General features: G+C 35.4%; 14 protein-coding genes and 1 pseudogene. 4 read left to right on the forward strand and 11 right to left on the reverse strand.

The window, feature by feature from the left end; genetic code table 11:
- Positions 1–89 precede the first annotated feature (89 nt).
- The 6 genes from C4F50_RS23355 to C4F50_RS23380 all read right to left on the reverse strand — a co-directional run bounded on the left by C4F50_RS23355 (position 90) and on the right by C4F50_RS23380 (position 7,743).
- The gene (locus tag C4F50_RS23355; RefSeq protein ID WP_194141042.1) at positions 90–2,333 is read right to left on the reverse strand and encodes a multicopper oxidase family protein; all 2,244 of its coding nucleotides are present in this window, start codon (positions 2,331–2,333) and stop codon (positions 90–92) included.
- Between the two features lie 3 nt (positions 2,334–2,336).
- Positions 2,337–4,871, reverse strand: a complete 2,535-nt coding sequence (locus tag C4F50_RS23360) for a heavy metal translocating P-type ATPase (protein WP_194141043.1) — start codon at positions 4,869–4,871, stop codon at positions 2,337–2,339.
- A 368-nt stretch (positions 4,872–5,239) separates the two neighbouring features.
- Positions 5,240–5,800 carry a helix-turn-helix domain-containing protein gene (locus C4F50_RS23365; protein WP_194141044.1) on the reverse strand — a complete coding sequence of 187 codons (561 nt, stop codon included), beginning with the start codon at positions 5,798–5,800 and terminating at the stop codon, positions 5,240–5,242.
- A 2-nt stretch (positions 5,801–5,802) separates the two neighbouring features.
- Positions 5,803–6,324: a DUF3347 domain-containing protein gene (locus tag C4F50_RS23370; protein WP_194141045.1), complete on the reverse strand. Its 522-nt coding sequence runs from the start codon at positions 6,322–6,324 to the stop codon at positions 5,803–5,805.
- Between the two features lie 150 nt (positions 6,325–6,474).
- Complete coding sequence (locus C4F50_RS23375) at positions 6,475–6,840, reverse strand: hypothetical protein (RefSeq protein WP_194141046.1); 366 nt, start codon at positions 6,838–6,840, stop codon at positions 6,475–6,477.
- A gap of 69 nt (positions 6,841–6,909) precedes the next feature.
- The gene (locus tag C4F50_RS23380; protein ID WP_194141047.1) at positions 6,910–7,743 is read right to left on the reverse strand and encodes an AraC family transcriptional regulator; all 834 of its coding nucleotides are present in this window, start codon (positions 7,741–7,743) and stop codon (positions 6,910–6,912) included.
- Positions 7,744–7,845: 102 nt separating this feature from the next.
- Between C4F50_RS23380 and C4F50_RS23385 the strand changes: the two genes are divergently transcribed.
- The 4 genes from C4F50_RS23385 (at position 7,846) to C4F50_RS23400 (ending at position 16,304) form a co-directional block, all read left to right on the forward strand.
- Positions 7,846–9,012: an MFS transporter gene (locus C4F50_RS23385; protein ID WP_194141048.1), complete on the forward strand. Its 1,167-nt coding sequence runs from the start codon at positions 7,846–7,848 to the stop codon at positions 9,010–9,012.
- 617 nt (positions 9,013–9,629) lie between these two features.
- Positions 9,630–12,872, forward strand: coding sequence for a SusC/RagA family TonB-linked outer membrane protein (locus C4F50_RS23390; protein ID WP_194141049.1), 3,243 nt, complete (start codon positions 9,630–9,632; stop codon positions 12,870–12,872).
- Between the two features lie 17 nt (positions 12,873–12,889).
- Entirely contained in the window at positions 12,890–14,692 is a 1,803-nt protein-coding gene (locus C4F50_RS23395; protein ID WP_194141050.1) for a RagB/SusD family nutrient uptake outer membrane protein, read from the forward strand.
- A gap of 37 nt (positions 14,693–14,729) precedes the next feature.
- Entirely contained in the window at positions 14,730–16,304 is a 1,575-nt protein-coding gene (locus C4F50_RS23400; RefSeq protein WP_194141051.1) for a DUF5123 domain-containing protein, read from the forward strand.
- Between the two features lie 147 nt (positions 16,305–16,451).
- On the opposite strand, the gene C4F50_RS25930 is transcribed toward C4F50_RS23400, so the two are convergent.
- The 5 genes and pseudogenes from C4F50_RS25930 to C4F50_RS23420 form a co-directional block, all read right to left on the reverse strand.
- Positions 16,452–16,796: a pentapeptide repeat-containing protein gene (locus tag C4F50_RS25930; protein ID WP_431357484.1), complete on the reverse strand. Its 345-nt coding sequence runs from the start codon at positions 16,794–16,796 to the stop codon at positions 16,452–16,454.
- Positions 16,797–16,799: 3 nt separating this feature from the next.
- A pseudogene (locus C4F50_RS25935) lies at positions 16,800–17,030 on the reverse strand (pentapeptide repeat-containing protein); the annotation flags it as partial.
- A 19-nt stretch (positions 17,031–17,049) separates the two neighbouring features.
- Entirely contained in the window at positions 17,050–17,250 is a 201-nt protein-coding gene (locus C4F50_RS23410) for a hypothetical protein (protein WP_194141053.1), read from the reverse strand.
- 72 nt (positions 17,251–17,322) lie between these two features.
- Entirely contained in the window at positions 17,323–18,243 is a 921-nt protein-coding gene (locus C4F50_RS23415; RefSeq protein ID WP_194141054.1) for a helix-turn-helix domain-containing protein, read from the reverse strand.
- A 2-nt stretch (positions 18,244–18,245) separates the two neighbouring features.
- Positions 18,246–18,809 (reverse strand): DUF6642 family protein, encoded by a 564-nt coding sequence (locus tag C4F50_RS23420; RefSeq protein ID WP_194141055.1) that lies wholly within the window; start codon positions 18,807–18,809, stop codon positions 18,246–18,248.
- Positions 18,810–18,873: the final 64 nt, after the last annotated feature.

The raw sequence follows: 18,873 nt of genomic DNA on the forward strand, positions 1-18,873 counted from the left end.
TTTAGAATATTGAGCTAAGATATAATTTATTTCGGCTTATAAGAATCTATTCAAAAAATGAACTTAAATAACTTATATGGTTCAGATAATCAATAATTCAAATTCACCCCAAAACCAATTCCCATATCGCTGTCGTAATGTGTTGTGATACCAAAATTTCTAGCAACAATATATTTCAAACCTGCCATATATTCTTTATCCGTATTCCACATTAAATTCATACGAAGGCGTTTTGCAAGCGGAATATCTTTTCGCTCCAATTGCAGACGAACATTTCCATCGGTGTATACTTCGACTTGCGCTTTTATGAGCATTGGTAAAGAGTATTCAAGTCCGGCACTAAAAACAGAACGATTGTCTTTTGTGTTTTTTTGCCCAAAAACATTTTGTTCCTGTTCGTCCATTCCCATTTTTCTATAACGCCAGTCAAAACCAATAAAAGGCATTAACCATTGATTTTTTCCGATATAACGACCAATATGGGTTTCGGTTTCATAACCATGTTTGTCGTTGTAGCCCAAACGCCATTCCGTTCCGATGCTCCATCGTGTATTGCTGTACATGGCTTCACCATCATTTCCGTTAGAAGCAAAATCATTTTCCGCCATAAAATGAAACATACGATCGTCCATTTTCAGCATTTTGTAAGCCATTTCAGGATGATGAATTAATGGGTTTGGCGCTGAATTTTCATAACTAAAAATTCTTCCCATTCCTGCCATCATATGATACAAAATATGACAATGAAAAAACCAGTCGCCATCTGCATTGGCTTCAAATTCAATGGTGTCGGTTTCCATTGGCATAATATCCAGAACATTTTTTAGAGGAGAATAATCGCCGTGTTCGTTTAAAACCCTGAAATCATGTCCGTGTAAATGCATCGGATGGCGCATCATCGAACCATTATATAAGGTAATGCGAACAATTTCTCCTTTTTTAATCAAGATTTTATCGGTTTCAGAAACTACTTTATTGTCCAGACTCCAAACATATCGGTTCATATTTCCAGATAATTCAAAACGCAATTCTTTTACAGGAGCGTCTTTTGGAAGCGTTGTTTTGGTTGGAGATTTTAGCATTCCATAATTCAAAGTCACAATTTCAGCAGTTTCTGTGCTGTCACTTTGCATTTTCATTCCTTCCATAGTATGATTGGAATGATCCATTGCAGGTTTTGTACTTTCATCTTCGCCAGAAATTTCAGGATACATTACAGCATTCATGTCCATTTTATTCAAGGACATGTTCATGCCCATATCGTTCATTTCGCCGTTCATTTTCATCATATCGTTCATCATTTTCATGCCTTCAAAATATTTTAATTTCGAAAGATGACGAACGGGCTGTTTCGGGCCGTTTCCTAGAAATAAAGAAGCAGATCCTGTTCTGTCTTCGGCTGTTGCCAAAAAAGCAAAAGATTTATTGTCTTCGGGAATGGTAACCACCACATCATAGGTTTCAGAAACCGCAATAATGAGACGATCTACTTCTACAGGTTCCACGTCATTTCCGTCGCTGGCTACAACAGTAATTTTTCCGCCGCCATACGTCAGCCAGAAATAGCTCGAAGCGCCCCCATTGGCAATTCGTAAACGTACTTTTGAGCCGGGTTTAAAATCAGAAAGCTGCTGCTCGTTTTTTCCGTTTAGCAGAAACTTTTCGTAATAAACATCACTCACATCCATGGCATTCATGCGTTTCCATTCATTAGTCACTTTGGTCGCAAAATTTCCTTGTTTTACAGCTTCGGCATAACTTTGAGTGGTTCCTTTTTTGATGGCAAACCAATCGTTGGCATTGTGCAGCATTCGCTGAATATTTTCTGGTTTTAGATCGGTCCATTCGCTTAAAATAACTGGAACAGTCGGTAAATCGTCTATTCCTTTTCTAAAAGTCGGATCGCCATTTTTCTTGTTGATGATAAAAAGCCCGTACAAACCAATCTGTTCCTGTAAACCCGAATGGCTGTGATACCAGTACGTCCCGTTCTGAATAATAGGAAAAGTATATTTATGTGTTGTACCAGGTTTAATGGGCATCTGAGTAAGATACGGAACTCCGTCTTCTTTGTTGGGAAGAAATAATCCGTGCCAATGTAAGGCTGTATCTTCATTTTTAAGCTCATTATGCACATAGATTTCTGCAATATCGCCTTCTGTAAAAGTCAAAGTCGGCATCGGAATTTGTCCATTTACGGTAAGAGCGCGTTTCTCTTTACCAGAAAAATTTACAATGGTATCGCGAACATGCAAATCGTAACGAACTACTTTTTGGGCTTTTAGCTGAAAAGCAATTAAAAAAATTAAGAGTATATATTTGATTTTCGACATAAATTACAATTTTAGATTTCGCAATCTTAAAGCATTAACAATTACTGAAACAGAACTCAAACTCATCGCAACCGCAGCAAGCATCGGCGAAAGCAAGATTCCAAAAAACGGATATAAAATTCCTGCTGCAATCGGCACTCCCAAAGTATTGTAGATAAATGCAAAAAACAAATTTTGTTTAATGTTCGACATTACAGCACGGCTGAGGTTTTTGGCTTTTACAATTCCGTTTAAATCTCCTTTTACCAAAGTAATTTTGGCACTTTCTATCGCAACATCAGTTCCGGTTCCCATTGCAATTCCGATATTCGATTGCGCCAAAGCCGGAGCATCGTTGATTCCATCACCCGCCATAGCGACTATTTTTCCTTCGGCTTGCAAACGTTCAATTTCTTTCAATTTATCTTCTGGAAGACAATCGGCTTTGAACGAACTCAAATGCAAATGATCGGCTACTGCTTTTGCGGTGTTGTAATTATCTCCTGTCAGCATGATTACTTCAACGCCTTGATCAATTAATTCTTTAATCGCTTTTGCGCTGTTTTCTTTTACTGCGTCGGTAATAGTCACATAACCTAAAACTGTTTTATCAATGGCGATGTACGAAACCGTTTTGCCTAAATTTTGTTCGGCTGTAACACGATTTTCAAAATCTTCAGGGATTGCAGCGCCAATTTCATCCATTAATTTTTTATTTCCTAAAGCAATCTTTTTATTTTCTATTGTTCCTAAAACGCCTTTCCCCGTAAGGGTCTCAAAACCGCTAACTTCTTTTGCTAAAATGTTTTTTGCTTTCGCGAAAGTAACGACAGCCTGTGCCAAAGGATGTTCGCTATGTTGATTTAGTGAAGCAATATTTTGAAGCAGAAAATCTTCATCATTAGCAAGTGCATAAATTTTTTCGACAGAAGGTTTTCCTTCTGTAATTGTTCCTGTTTTATCTGTAATTAAAACATCAATTTTATTCATGTTTTCCAGCGCTTCGGCATTTTTAATCAAGATTCCCTGCTGTGCGCCTTTCCCAACTCCAACCATGACAGACATCGGAGTTGCCAATCCTAAAGCGCAGGGGCAGGCAATAATTAAAACCGCAATCGCATTAATTAATCCGTAGACATAGGCAGGTTCGGGACCCAATTTTGCCCAGAGAATAAAAGTCAGCACTGCAATTAAAACTACGGTCGGTACAAAATATTTAGAAACGCGGTCAGCCAATTTCTGAATTGGAGCACGGGAACGGCTGGCATCATTTACCATTTGAATAATCTGAGACAGCATCGTTTCTGAACCTACTTTTTCGGCTGACATTACAAACGATTTAGTGCCGTTTATGGTTCCCGAAATTACCGCATCGCCCGCTTTTTTGTCAACAGGAATAGGTTCTCCCGTAATCATAGATTCGTCTAGGGTACTTTCGCCCGATGTAATTTTTCCGTCAACCGGAATTTTTTCTCCCGGTTTGACACGAAGTAAATCACCTTTTTTAATGTTGTGGATCGAAATCGTTTGGTCAACTCCATTTTCGACCAAAGTGGCTTCTGTCGGTGCTAATTTCAATAATTCTTTTATAGCTCCGTTGGTTTGTCCGTGGGCTTTGGCTTCTAATAATTGTCCCAATAAAACCAAAGTGATAATTACGGTCGCAGCCTCAAAATACAAATGAATGGTTCCGTGATGCGATTTGAATTCGGCTGGAAAGATATCTGGAAAGAACATTCCTGTCAAACTGAAAATAAAAGCCACGCTGGTTCCGATTCCTATTAGCGTAAACATGTTTAGATTCCAAGTTAAAATCGATTTGTAAGCACGTACAAAAAAGATTCGTCCGGCGTAAAACAAAACAGGGATCGAAAATAAAAGCTGAACCCAATTCCATTTTTCAATAGACATTATATTATAGAGTGGATTATTCGGAATCATTTCTGACATTGAAATAATAAAAATCGGAAGTGTAAATACTATCGCGATTTTCATTTTTCGCCATAAATCAGCATAAGTTTTGCTTTCTTCACTTTCAGAAGCCTGCATCGGGACCAAATCCATTCCGCAAATCGGGCAGTCGCCTGGCTCGCTTGAAACAATTTCGGGATGCATTGGGCAGGTAAATTGCGTTGCACTTACAGCCGCCTGCGGCACTAGATCCATTCCGCAAACTGGGCAGTCTCCGGGTTTATTATACGTTTTGTCACCTTCACAATGCATTGGGCAATAATAAATACCATTTGCGCTGTGCTGATGTATTTTTTTAGTTGCTGTTTTAGGATGATTGTGATCCTCTTTTTGGTGACCTGAACAGCAAGATTTAGCTGTTGTTTCAGAATGGTTTTTAGGAGAATCCATTTTAATAGTATAATTTCCAGCTTCAGATAAAACTTCCTGAAATTTCTCGGTCGGCACGTGTTTTTCCATTGTAATTGTGGCCGTTGGCGGATTTAAAGTTACTTCGGCTTCAATTCCTTCGATTGAGTTCAGCGTTTTTTCGACTTTGGTTCGGCATCCATTACAAGACATTCCTGAAATTATATATTGATGAGTCATTGTTTTTGTTTTTAGTGTATTACAATGCAAATTTCCGAAGTAAGATTTACAACGGTTTGTAGAATTTTGAGAATGATTTGTAAGATTTACTAAATTTTTTTTAACCGCAAAGCACGCAAAGTTTTTTTTCTGTTTTGAGATTAAAAAAGTTCGCAAAGCTCTGTCTAAAAGAGCTTTTTAAACCTAGATTAAAAATATAGCCCAAGGTTTCAACCTTGGGCTATGTTCTGAATAAATTGCGAAATAATTCTATAATAAGTTAGCCACAGCTTAAAAAGATAAATACTGATTTTTTAAAACCTCTTATCCTTTAATCTGCGGCTAATACAAACTTTGCGAAGCTTGCGCAGACCTTTGCGGTTAAACAACTACAAATTCTCGATTTTAATACGATTTTTATCTTTCGATTGTTTGAAAGAAGTAGGGGTTAAACCAGTAATTTTTTTGAATTGATTGCTTAAATGTGCGACGTTGCTGTAATTTAACATATCGGCAATTTCACTTAAAGAATGTTCATCGTACACCAATAATTCTTTTACTTTTTCAATTTTCTGGCTGATGAAGTACTTTTCGATTGTTGTATTTTCAATTTCAGAAAAAAGATTACTAAGAGAGTTATAATCCTGATTTAAGTTTTCTGCTAGATAATCAGAAAGGTTAATTTTAAGATCATTGTTTTTATGATGCACTAAATCAACGATGAGGTTTTTAATTTTTTCAATCGTTTTGCTTTTTTTATCATCAATTAAATCAAAACCTAAAAGCTGTAGATTTTGCAAAAGAATTTCTTTTTCGCTGTCGCTGATTTCTTTTTTCAATTCCACTTCGCCCAATTCAACGGCAGTAGTTTGAAGTCCGAGTTTATCCAGCTCAGACTTCACTACCATTATGCATCGGCTGCACACCATATTTTTGATGTAAAGCTTCATGTTTATTTAATCGTTTCTACCACATTCCCGCAAGTCAGCATAGACGAACCGTAATAAGGGTTTTTAACTGCTTTTTCTTTGCTTAACCAATCAGCATCGGCCATTGGGCAATATTGTTTGTAAACTGGCTGTTCCGGATTGGATACTTTTATAAGGTCATAAGTATTTTTAGAAAGCGATTTAAAAGTCTCACGCTGCTTTTTTAGATCTGTAGTTGATGAAATGCTTTTGGCATCTGCTGTTAATTTTTTTACCACTTTCATCCAAACAGTATGTTCGCTGCTTTTTAACTTGTCCATTTTTACTGCTGTGATTGCAGTTAATAAAGCTGCTGCTTTCGCCGAAGTTAATTTGCTGTCACTCTTAATAAGGGCATCTTTTACTGTAAAATAAGCATCGTAAACCGATTGAAGCTGACTTGCTTCTGCAATTTCGTTTGTGGTGTCTATTGGATTTGCCTGAATAGTGTTTGCAGAAAATAATAAAGTAATTACTGTTGCTATTGCTATGATTGATTTTTTCATTGTGTATAAATTTTAAAAAGAATATTGTTTTCTTTAAAGTTAATCTTATTTGATATTTAGCTCTCGCAAAGACGCAAGGGCAGAAGTTTTTGTACGATTACTATAAATTGTATTCTTAACAGAATGCATTTATGGCTGTTGCAAATACAATTACGTTATTTTGGGACGTAACCAAATAGAAGTAAAACCATCAGAAAGATTGGTTTCATTATAATAGGTAATAGGTTTTTCTATCGAGAAATTAAAAATGCTGGTTTCAAAATCAAAAATGTTTGCAGCTGGAATATTAAACTGAAAAACGGAAGAGGTACAATTCGTATGATTGCATTTTCCGTCGCAATTGTGTTTCTTTTTTTTAGAAGAGGCAGATTCTTTGCAACATTCTTTTTTACAGCATTCATGTTGTTTTTTCTCAGAAGTCTTTGGGGTGCTATTGCCGCATGCGAAGCCATCAATCGGAATCAAAAAGAAACCAAGAGTTAGAATAATAAATGCTATACGGACTTTTACTGCCAATGAAAATGTTTTTGAAATACAAATTTAGTTAAAAAATAGACGAAGAAATGTTTTTTAAGATTTCGATAACTAGAGTTTTTTAAAATCGGTTGGTTTCATGTTTTTACGTTTTTTGAAATAATTGGTTAAATGACTTTCATCGGTAAAGCCAAATTCGAAAGCAATTTGTTTAATCGGTAATTGATTGTTGTGGAATCTTTTTTCGATCAAAGTCATTCGTAAGTTATGAATGTATTCCCTGTAACTAATTGCAAATATCCTTTTAAAATAAGCGCTGAAATAGGTTTGTGCAATATTAAAATGAGCCGAAATCATTTTGATTTGAATTAGCTTCGGATTATAAATGTTTTGATGAATATAATTGGAAATCTGCTCATTGTCTATATGCGTAGAAGTCATGTGCATGTTCATACAACGAATAGTTTCTTTAATTAACCCAAAAATCGAGAGAATTTGATAAAAGACAATCGGTGAATTGTCAACATCAATATAATGGTCATAAGTGGTAATGTTTTCGACAGTGTTTTTTAGAATTGTTCTGCATGGCTCATCAAATTTTAAAACAGTTTCTTTTAAGATTTTATCGCGCATAAAACTTTCTGGCGTATGAATAAGGAATTCGTCGCAGGTTAAGTTTTGTTTGGAGTTGAAATAATTATCCGTGAATTTGATAAAAATAAAGCGAGTACTTTTTTTGATGTCAAAATAATGTTCATCATCTGGGGATATTACAAATAAGTCTCCCGCTTTATAGTGAAGCAGGTTGTTATTGATATGATGAATGCCGCTTCCTTTCTTTATATATATGATTTCATAATAGGTATGCGAATGTGGCGGCAGATGAAATTTTTCTTCTTCAAATTCATCAATCATTAAGGTCTTAAATTGATTTAATTTAGGCATAACATATATTTACAATATTATGTCGTAAATATACAATTAATTTAAGCAGTAACGATCTTAAATTTGCACTGTAGAAAATTATTTCCTTACTTATTTAATCAAATGAAAAAAAGTCTTATTGCGCTCTCTTTGGGAGGGTTAACTATTGGAATTACAGAATTTGTAATGATGGGATTGTTACCAGACATTGCTTCAGATATGAAAGTTACGATTCCGGTTGCTGGATACTTAATTTCGGCTTATGCGCTTGGAGTTGTTATTGGTGCACCGCTTTTGGTAATTGCAGGCCGTAATTATGCGCCAAAAAAAATGCTTTTAATTCTGGCTTTGATGCTGGCTGTTTTTAATGCCTTGTCTATTATTGCTCCAGATTATAATATCTTATTTGCTTCGCGATTTCTTTCTGGATTGCCGCACGGAGCATTCTTTGGGGTAGGAGCAGTAGTTGCCAGCCGTTTGGCAGACAAAGGAAAAGAGGCGCAGGCTATTTCGATAATGTTTGCGGGATTAACAATTGCAAACTTGATCGGAGTGCCAATTGGCACCTATATAGGACACCATTTTATTTGGCGTTATACTTTTGTTCTAATTGCGATAGTGGGCTTTCTGACCCTTTTAGCCATTTATTTATGGATGCCGAATCTTGAAAAAGGAGAAAGTGTGAACATGAAAACACAGCTGCAGTTTTTTAAAAGAACAGAAGCCTGGCTCATTATTGGTATCACAGCAATCGGATTTGGCGGTTTGTTTGCATGGATCAGTTATATTGCACCTTTGTTAATAAAGGTGTCGAAATTTGCTCCAGAAGATGTTTCGACAATTTTGATTTTAGCTGGATTCGGAATGGTAGTTGGGAATTTTATTGGGGGTAAACTAGCAGATCGTTTTTCTCCTGCACCAACGACTTTAGCATTATTGCTAGTAATGTCGATCGATTTGGTTTTGGTTTATTTTTTCTCCTCACATCAATATGTATCCTTATTTTTAACTTTTTTGACTGGGGCAATTTCATTTTCGGTAATTGCGCCAATTCAAATGCTGATGATACGAACCGCAAAAGGGGCAGAGATGATCGCTTCTGCTTCGCTACAGGGGAGTTTTAATATAGGGAATGCACTAGGTGCTTTTTTAGGCGGACTGCCTTTGACTGCAGGATTTAGTTATGCATCTCCAAACTTAATCGGAGTAGTTATGTCTATTATCGGAATGCTTATCACTTTGATATTAATGAAATTGCATCGTAAAGAGGTAAAGTTGCAGCCGCTTTAAATAAATTCCGCTCCTATTTTTGAAGCCCTTAACTTTTGTTTAAGGGCTTTTTTTTGTTTTCACGTTTTTCTATAACTGCTTAAATGATCTAAAAGCTTGCCTTAGTCAGAAAATACGCTTTAAAATAAAGGCTGTTTCAAGAGCTGTTGATTCTTTTTGTATTCCAAAATATGTTTTTTAAGTGTAAAAATAACACCTAATAATTCCGTAATGTATCTTGATGTAATCGATTGTTTTTTTTGCAAAAATCGAATCAAATGATTGAATAATAAAAATATATTTAATATTTTAAAGGTATATAAATTATACATGTCATATAAAAAAGCGATATAATTTTTGATATATAATTTTTTTTATGAATTTTTTGTGAATTTTTATTTTTCGTTTCAAAAAAATATCTATGTTTGTGTAATCGATTACAACTTTTTTTTTCGTTCTTCGAAATCGATTAAGTAGAGAGGGCGTAAAAATTCTGTTTTAAACTCTCGCAGGGAGCGAAATCTTTAGTAATTGTTAAATGAAAATTAATAACTAGAGCATATATATGATTAAAAAATTACTACAAAAAACCACTTAAACCAACTCAAAAATTCAATTAATAACTTAAACAATCAACCATGAACTTTAAAGAATTATTAAACAAAAGAGCCAATTTCTGCTCGGTACTTGTTTTCTTACTGTGCTTATTGATGACAAATCAGACTCATGCACAGACCACAACTATAGAGGGAACCGTGAAAGATGCTGCAGGACTTTCTCTGCCAGGCGTGAATGTCTTGGAGAAAGGAACAAAAAACGGAACTTCTACTGATTTTGATGGTCATTATAAAATTAAACTGACCAATCCTAAAGCGGTATTGAGTTTTTCTTTCATAGGATTTAAAACAGTTGAGGTTTCTGCATCTGGAAAAACAAAGGTGGATGCTACTATGGCCGAAGATGCTAACAGCTTAAATGAAGTTGTAGTAATCGGATACGGAACTTCTAAAAAATCGGATTTAACTGGAGCTGTTTCTACTATTTCTGGTACCGACTTGAAAAAAGTTCCTGTGGCAAATGTCGCAGAAGCTTTAACAGGTAGAATTGCAGGGGTGCAGGTAACTGCATCAGAAGGTTCGCCGGATGCGGATATTAAAATTAGAGTTCGTGGAGGCGGTTCTCTTACGCAGGATGCTTCGCCTTTAATTATTGTAGATGGATTTCCAATAAACAGTATGAATGATATTTCTTCATCTGATATTGAAACAATGACTGTTTTAAAAGATGCTGCTTCGACTGCAATCTACGGATCTCGTGGTGCAAACGGGGTAATTTTGATTACTACAAAGAGTGGTAAAGACGGTAAAATTGCTGTAAGCTTTAACATGTTTTACGGAATGAAAACGATGGCTAAAGAAATTGATGTTTTGTCTCCAGACGATTATACTAAATGGCAGTACGAATATGCATTGCTATCTCAGTCAGGAACAAAAGTAGCTTCTAATCCGTCTTCCTATACGAAGTATTTTGGAAATTGGGAGGATCAAGATATGTACAAAGGTGTAAAAGGGGATAATTGGCAAAAGCAAATTTTTGGACGTACAGGAGAGGTGCAAAGTCGTGATTTAGGTATTAGAGGGGGCAGCGATAAGCTTAGTTATAATTTTAACTACGCACATTATGATGAAAAAGCGATTATGATTGGTTCAGATTATAAAAGAAATAACCTTGCCTTGTCTTTAAAAAGTAAAGTGAGTAATAAAATTGATCTTGGTTTTACAATGCGTTACTCTGATACAGAGATTGATGGCGGTGGTGTAAATGAGCAAAATGAGAAATCTTCAGCAGATTCGCGTATGCGTACTATCGTGGGTTATGCACCGCTTCCGGTTGCAGGTTTAACCTCTGGAGATGTAGTTGGAGATGGAACAGATGTTTTGATCAATCCTTTTAAATCTGTTTCTGATAACGAGCGTCAGCAGTTTCGTAAAAACTTTAATATGTTAGGAAGTTTTGGATGGGAGATTGTGGATAATTTAAAACTGAAAGTAGATTTAGGTCTTGATAATTTTAATACGCAGGACTATCGTTTTTACGGACTAACGACTTATTATGTAGCAAATGCTCCGGCGGCTACATTACAAGATATGCCAGCCATGATTATGTCTGATGCTAAAGAAAGACGTTTTAGAAATGCTAATACATTGAATTATGATTTCAAAAAGATAATGGGTGAAGATCATCATTTAACAGCTCTTCTTGGGCAGGAAAGTATTGATTACAGTTCTAATACTGTAACGTCAACTATTCATGGATACCCTACGTTTTTTGATTTTAATAAAGCAAAAACATTAACAACACAAGGCACACCGCAAGCTGTAGACAATTACTACAGCCCAGACGATAGATTATTGTCATTTTTTGGACGTGCTAATTATGATTATAAAAACCGTTACATCTTATCAGCGACATTTCGTGCAGATGGATCTAGTAAATTCTTAGAACAAAATCGCTGGGGGTATTTCCCTGCATTTGCAGCAGGATGGAAAATTTCTGAAGAAAGTTTCTTAAAAGATAAAACTTGGATCGATCTTTTAAAGGTGAGAGCCAGTTATGGTGAAGCAGGAAATAATAACATTCCAGTGGGACAACAGGTTCAGATTTTTCAATCAACATCAACAGCATGGATTAATGGCGTTACAAGTGTTTGGGCACCTTCTAAAACAATGCCTAATCCTGATTTGAAATGGGAAACAACAGTAACTCAGAATTTTGGTTTGGATTTTGGATTTTTCAAAAATCGTTTGAGTGGTAATTTTGATGTTTATAAAAATATTACGAGCGATTTGTTAATCAATTTCCCAGTTCCAGGATCAGGATATGATTTTCAATACCGTAATATGGGAGAAACACAAAACACAGGTTTTGAGGCTACTTTAAACGTTGTAGCAATTGAAAAAGAAAAATACGGATTGAATTTTTCTTTCAATATGTCAGTAAACAAAAACCGTATCAACTCATTGGGTGTGATGAATAATTTTGGCCAGGCTACAGGCTGGGCTTCTTCTCAAATTGGAGACGATTACCTGATAGAAGTAGGTTCTTCTTTGGGAACTATGTACGGTTATAAAAATGATGGAAGATATGAAGTTTCAGACTTTGATTATGTTGGAGGGAAATATATATTAAAAAGTGGTGTCACTCCTACTTCTACTACTTTGGTTGGAGACGGAAGTGCACTTAAACCAGGAGACATGAAATTAAAAGATGTTAATGGTGATGGTGTAGTAGACTTAAAAGACAAAACAATTATTGGAAATGTTAACCCTAAAAGTACAGGTGGTTTTGTTATTAACGGAAATGCATATGGATTTGATTTAATGGCTGCTTTTAACTGGAGTATAGGTAATGAAATATACAATGCGGATAAAATTGAGTTTTCTACTGCTACAGCTTCTGGAGAGTACAAAAACTTAAACTCTACTATGGCTGACGGAAAGAGATGGACGAATTTGGATCCGGTTTCTGGTCAATTAGTAACAGATCCTACTGCATTAACAGCTCTTAATGCTAACACAACAATGTGGTCTCCATACATGAGAAGCGCCATATTTACGGATTGGGCAGTTGAAGATGCATCTTTTTTAAGATTAAATACTTTAACGTTAGGATATACAGCACCTCAGATGTTTACATCTAAACTTGGAGTTTCTAAATTGAGATTCTACTTGACGGCTAGCAATGTTTTTGTTTGGACAAACTACTCGGGTTCTGACCCTGAGGTTTCTACAAGAAGAAAAAATCCGCTTACACCAGGGGTTGATTCAAGTCCTTATCCAAGAAGCAGACAAATGGTTTTTGGGATGAATCTTAATTTCTAATTTTAAATTATCACAAAATGAAACATAAAATAATAATAGCAGGATTGATTATTTCGGGTCTATTTAGTTCCTGCCAGCAATTTGAAGATGACTATTTGGATACTAAGGCAGAATCAACTTTAGATGCTGCTTTGATTTTCTCTACAGCAGGACTTGCAAAAGGAGCTATTGATGGAATAAAAGTGCCGTTTGCTGAAACAAACTCTTACAGAGGAAGATTTTTACCATATTATGGACTTAATACAGATGTAGAATGGTACAATACTTCGCAGACCGCTGGGGATAAAGCAGATTTATGTGTTTACGATGCAAAGCCAAGCAATACAGAGATGAACACAACTAATAATGCGTATTCTATGATGTTCTCTGGTATTGAGCGTGCTAATATTTGTATTAAAGGTATACGTCAATACGGGAATCCATCACCGGGAACAGAAATGGGGCAGCTATTAGGTGAAGCTTTAACATTAAGAGCTATTTACTATGCCGATTTACTTAAAACTTGGGGAGATGTTCCTGCTCGTTTTGAACCTATTACTTCAGAAACTTTATATCTGGCTAAATCAAGCAGAGATGTTATTTACAAACAATTAATCGCAGATTTAGGAGAAGCATCAACATTAGTAGCATGGCCAAATGAAACGGCTTATACAAGTACAGTTGAGCATGTTAATAAAGCTTTTGTAAAAGCTTTTAGAGCACGTCTGGCATTGGCTGCAAGTGGTTTTCAGCAATATCCTGACGGAGTAAGAAGAAGCAATGATCCAGAACTTTCAGTTGCTGCTATGTATGCATTGGCATTAAGAGAATCTCGTGAAGTAATTCAAAGCGGTTCTGCTCGTTTAGAATCTACTTTTGAAGGATTATGGAGAAAATACAATGAGGAAAATACAACTGCAGGAGGAGAATCTCTTTGGGAACTTCCTTTTGCTGATGGGCGTGGTAGAATGTTGTTTACTTTTGCTGTAAAACATACTGCAGCTCAGGATCAATTTCAAGCTAATGGAGCTAACCGAGGCGGTGTAGCAGGTCCGCTGCCATTTGTTTTCTACGATTATGATCAAGTTGATACCAGAAGAGATGTTACTTGTGTACCTTATAAATACGGTGCTGCAACCAATAATATCGCTAAACAAGAGTTAGGCTCACTAGACACATGGTATTTTGGTAAATACCGTTACGAATGGATGAAACGTTATGTGACTTCTACTAATGATGACGGAGTGAATAAAATGTACATGCGTTATGCTGAGGTGCTTCTTATTGCTGCTGAAACAGCAAACGAATTAGAAGGCGCTTCTGCCGCAGCTCCTTACTTAAAACAAATCCGCAGAAGATCATTTCCTGCAGCAGCTCAAGCTGTTAAAGTAGATGCATATGTAGATGCATTAACTAGTAAAGAAGCAATGTTTAATGCTATTGTTAACGAAAACAAATATGAGTTTACAGGTGAAATGGAGCGTAAACAAAATTTAATTCGTTGGAATTTATTGAAAGTAAAATTAGACGAAGCCAAAGTAAAAATGGCAAATTTATCAGCTCGTACTGGAGAATATGCTGATGTGCCGGCAGCTTTGTACTATAAATTTCAAGCAGACAATGTATCTATTGATATCTATGGATTGAATAGAGGGGAAACTGCAAATCCAGGAGCAGCTTATACGCAGGTAGCTTGGACATGGACAGGAACAGCAGCAGATGCCAAAATAAACTCATTGTACAAAGCAGGGGTTAATCCTGATAACAGACAATTCTGGCCAATCTGGCAAGTGTTTATTGACGGAAGCAATGGTCAATTGAAAAATGATTACGGTTATTAAAATCTTTCAAAAAATTAATAATAAATTATAAGTTATTATGATGAAAACAAAATATGTATTTAGAGGATTAATAACCCTGTTATTACTTGCAATTGCAGTTTCAAGCTGCGAAAGTTATAATGAAGAGTTGTTAAACGGCATAGGAAATTCAAGAGAATTTTCTCCAATTGGTCTTAAAGCTACCATTAGAAATCAAACTACAGTTGAATTAAATTGGACGGTTAAAAGCGACGAAAATGCAGATCATTATGTAGTAGAATTTAGTGCAGACGATCCTGAATTCAAAACTATTTATAAAACAGTAAATGTTACCGCTTCGCAGCTTCCAATTCAAGTGGCATTAGAAGGAGAAACGGTATATTCTATCAGGGTAAAAGCTGTTAATGCTGCTGGTTTAGAAGATTCTAAATGGTCTACTGTAACGGCCACAACATTGTCAGAACAAATCATGCTGCCTATTGCAGATGCTGATATCGAGGCAAAACAAGTAACAGTAAGATGGACTCCAAACAGCACTGTGACTCAAATTGTTGCAAATCCAGGAAATGTAATTCATGTAATTACACCTGCTGAAAAAACAGCGGGAGTTGCTTTAGTAACTGGACTTACGTCAGAAACAGATTATACTGTAACACTGTATAATGGGACTAAGAAAAGAGGAGAAAGATCATTTAAAACTGGAATTGATATCGGAAATGGGATATTAGTAAAACCAGAAGATGATTTGAATGCAAAAGTCGCTGCAGCCGCTGCTGATGCTACTTTGGTTTTAATGCCTGGTGAATATAAAGCATTTACTGGTGAAATTATATTAGATAAACCGATAACTATAAGAGGATTACGTGCAGGTGATAAACCAAAATTGAATGTTAGATTTACAATGAATTCGGGCGCAACTTCTTTATCGTTAATTGATCTGGAGTTAAACGGAAGCAGCACACAGACAGATCTTGCAAAATATAATCAAAATGGTAACTATGGTAAATTACTAGTAAGCGGTTGTAACATCCATGATTATCTAGGATCGTTTGCTAATACAACAACTGGTGTAATAGCTAAAATAGAATCTATAGCTATAGAAAATTCTATTGTAACTAATATGGTTACTGCTAATACTGGAGAGTTTATTGATTTTAGAACTTCTTTTGTCGACGATATTAGTTTAACTAAAAGCACCTTTAATAACTGTGCAGCAGCTAGAGCATTTATTAGACTAGATGCAGCGCCAACTTTAACGGGTAGTGGTCTTACAAGTAACATATTGATAGATAGCTGTACTTTATATAAGGTTACTAATACAGTTGCGGCAAGTGGTTATCAAATACTTTATGTACGTTTTGTGTCAAATGCTACTATTGTTAGAAATTCGTTATTTGCAGAAACAGTGGCTAGATATGCAAATCAGGCAGCTACAGCGCCTCCTACTTTCGCAAATAATAATTATCACAATGCAACTACGCTTAATCAAGCGAGTCCTGTATCTCCACTTAAATCGGATACTTCTGGAACGGCATTAGATCCACAATTTACAAATGCAGCAACGGGAGACTTTACAATTGGAAATCAAACTTTAAAAGATAATAAAGTAGGAGATCCACGCTGGATTAAATAAAAATTCATGGTTAATAAATAGGAAAGAGGGATACAATTTATTTTGTGTCCCTCTTTTTTTAAGTAGGCAGTGTTCCATTTTTTAGTGTTCAATCCTCAATTCAATTTAATTTTTCACTGATCACTAAAACACTGAACACTAAAAAAACTATTCAATCGCTAAATCAAATTTCTGAAGTAAGCCTGCAAGTGCAGCGTGCGAAACTTTAGTGCCTTTAATTTTGTTTTCAGAAGGATCAAAAGCATAGTTTCTGGAAGTTCTAAAATCTGTTTTTTCTAATATACAATCTACAAAAGCAGCGCTGGAAAGATCACAGTTTTTAAAAACCGCCAAAGATAAATCGGTGTTAGAGAAATCGACATCTTTTAGTGAACAATCGGCAAAAACAGTTTTCTTTAGTTTTTTGTAAATAAAAGTAGAATAATCTAAAATGCAGTCTTGAAAACTTACTGTAAACAAAAAGCTGTTGCAGGCACTAAAATCCAACCCCATAAGTTTACAGTCTGTAAATTTGATGTTTTTCAGCCCTGTATTTCTTAAAACAGCCAAAGAAAGATTGCAGTTCTTAAAACTGCAGTCCAGAAAATCAATGGAAGTAAAATCGCTTTTAGAAAAATTACAATTTATGAATTCACAGTTGACAAATTCAGTATCAGACAACCTTTGATCAGAGTAATCGATAGTGTCAAAAGTTTTATTTTGATGAAGCGCTGTTTCCATTCTAAAATTATAAGTTGAGGTTGTTTTATTCTAATTCGACACAATCAAAGATGTCATTTTGGAGCAGCGATTCTGAAATTTCAAGATCACTGTCAATTCTTAAAATATTGTCACAGTCTTCGAGATCAAAATTCCATTCTGCGTGGGGCAGTAATTTATCCAATAAAGTTTTTGCTGAATCAAATTTGGCGGGTGAATCAACAGAGGTTTTAAAAACATAAATCATAAGTTGCTTTTTTTAGAAGGAGCAAATTTCCAAAAAAGAACCACTTAATTAATAGGATTACATAATCAATAATTAGGACTTATCAATCAATTTTCGGTATTGTAGTGGTGTAATCCCCTCGTGTTTTTTAAAGAATCGAGAAAAGTAAGAATGATCCTCGTGTCCTACCTGAGAAGCGATTTCGCCTACAGAAAGTGTCGTTTGGAAAAGTAAATATTTAGCTTCCAATAATATGTTCTCATCAATCCACTTAACGGCAGACTTTCCAGTCACAGTCTTTATGCATTTATTCAAATGATTGGGCGTGACATTGAGCATTGAGGCGTAATAATTAACTTGATGCTGGCTTTTGATATGATCGTGTATTAGTTCCTTAAATTTTCCTGTAATCACTTCGGCAGCCGAAATGCCTTTAGGAATTTTGACAGCATTTTTGTTCATTTCATAAAACAAACTAATAAGATACGACTGCACAATATTTAAATCGGTAAAAGCAGTTTCTGAGTATTCTTTTTTTAAACGTTCTAAGACGTTTGTAATAGTGCTGACATCTTCAGGAGCAAGACTGATTTTAGGATTTCCGGAAATTTTCAAAAAATCAAATTCATTAAGCAATTCACGGCTTCCATATTTTCGAATTAAGATGTCGGGATGAAACTGGCAGATATAACCTTTGTGAATGTTGTTGACATTATCAAGAGAAAAAATCTGACCTGCCGGCACTATAATTATTTCATTGTCGGTAGTGGTGTATTCCTGATAGCCTAATTTCATTGTATGCCGGCCAGAAGAAATAAAAATTAAAGTATGGCAAGAATGTTTTGAAGGCGGAACGGGATGCTGAATCTGCATTATTTCTTCAATTTCAAGACAGAAAAAATGATCAGAGTTGGATTTAAAAAGCAAATGAATAGGATTGTCTTCTCCTAGAAATTTCTCTCGAAAACCTGTTGGGCTGTAGGTTTTTATTTTTTCTGCCGATTTATTGTTCATCTTTAATAATACAATCTAAAATCAAGTAATTTACACAAATTATAGTGCTTGGTATATAAGTCTTCAACCACTTCAATTAGATTGTCATTTTCTTGGTACAGGCTGAAAAAAGCTTTATCAATTGTACTGCAGCTCGCAATTTTATTATAAGTAGAACCATAGCCAGAAATTGCTCTTGCGCCTGTAATGTCTAGAAAATATTGTGCTTCTTCTTCGTTTAAATCCAAAACTTTGAGATTGGCAAAATGAATGATTTTCCCTTTCATTTTTCCTTCAAAAAGTTCGGCTATTTCTTCAATACTGTAATAATAATCGTGAAGGCAGATGTTATTCTGCTGACCGGGCATGGCGAGGTAAATAATCTCATAATCTTTAAAATTATGATCTTCATAAAGTAAAACGTTTAAACTCTCTTCGAGACCTTCAATAGTATCACAAGTTTTATGAATGCTCGCAATACCTTGATCAATTGCCAATTCTTCAAGGCATTTTACCACATGAGTCGGGGTATGATCGTCGATGTCTTTTACGCCTTCAAGACAGAAAATAAATTTTTCATTCTCCATGCAATTCTGTTTCTGATTTTTTAAAAGTTATTTAGTTCTGAGTTTGGCAAAAGTATTTTTTTCT

The organism is Flavobacterium hungaricum (genome assembly GCF_015182285.1).
Taxonomy (GTDB): Bacteria; Bacteroidota; Bacteroidia; order Flavobacteriales; family Flavobacteriaceae; genus Flavobacterium; species Flavobacterium hungaricum.

What these genes read in the sequence shown, in the direction of transcription:
- C4F50_RS23355 (WP_194141042.1), bottom strand. Translation starts at nt 2,333, where the DNA reads ATGTCGAAAATCAAATATATACTCTTAATTTTTTTAATTGCTTTTCAG.
- C4F50_RS23360 (WP_194141043.1), bottom strand. Translation starts at nt 4,871, where the DNA reads ATGACTCATCAATATATAATTTCAGGAATGTCTTGTAATGGATGCCGA.
- C4F50_RS23365 (WP_194141044.1), bottom strand. Translation starts at nt 5,800, where the DNA reads ATGAAGCTTTACATCAAAAATATGGTGTGCAGCCGATGCATAATGGTA.
- C4F50_RS23370 (WP_194141045.1), bottom strand. Translation starts at nt 6,324, where the DNA reads ATGAAAAAATCAATCATAGCAATAGCAACAGTAATTACTTTATTATTT.
- C4F50_RS23380 (WP_194141047.1), bottom strand. Translation starts at nt 7,743, where the DNA reads ATGCCTAAATTAAATCAATTTAAGACCTTAATGATTGATGAATTTGAA.
- C4F50_RS23385 (WP_194141048.1), top strand. Translation starts at nt 7,846, where the DNA reads ATGAAAAAAAGTCTTATTGCGCTCTCTTTGGGAGGGTTAACTATTGGA.
- C4F50_RS23390 (WP_194141049.1), top strand. Translation starts at nt 9,630, where the DNA reads ATGAACTTTAAAGAATTATTAAACAAAAGAGCCAATTTCTGCTCGGTA.
- C4F50_RS23395 (WP_194141050.1), top strand. Translation starts at nt 12,890, where the DNA reads ATGAAACATAAAATAATAATAGCAGGATTGATTATTTCGGGTCTATTT.
- C4F50_RS23400 (WP_194141051.1), top strand. Translation starts at nt 14,730, where the DNA reads ATGATGAAAACAAAATATGTATTTAGAGGATTAATAACCCTGTTATTA.
- C4F50_RS25930 (WP_431357484.1), bottom strand. Translation starts at nt 16,796, where the DNA reads ATGGGGTTGGATTTTAGTGCCTGCAACAGCTTTTTGTTTACAGTAAGT.
- C4F50_RS23410 (WP_194141053.1), bottom strand. Translation starts at nt 17,250, where the DNA reads ATGATTTATGTTTTTAAAACCTCTGTTGATTCACCCGCCAAATTTGAT.
- C4F50_RS23415 (WP_194141054.1), bottom strand. Translation starts at nt 18,243, where the DNA reads ATGAACAATAAATCGGCAGAAAAAATAAAAACCTACAGCCCAACAGGT.
- C4F50_RS23420 (WP_194141055.1), bottom strand. Translation starts at nt 18,809, where the DNA reads ATGGAGAATGAAAAATTTATTTTCTGTCTTGAAGGCGTAAAAGACATC.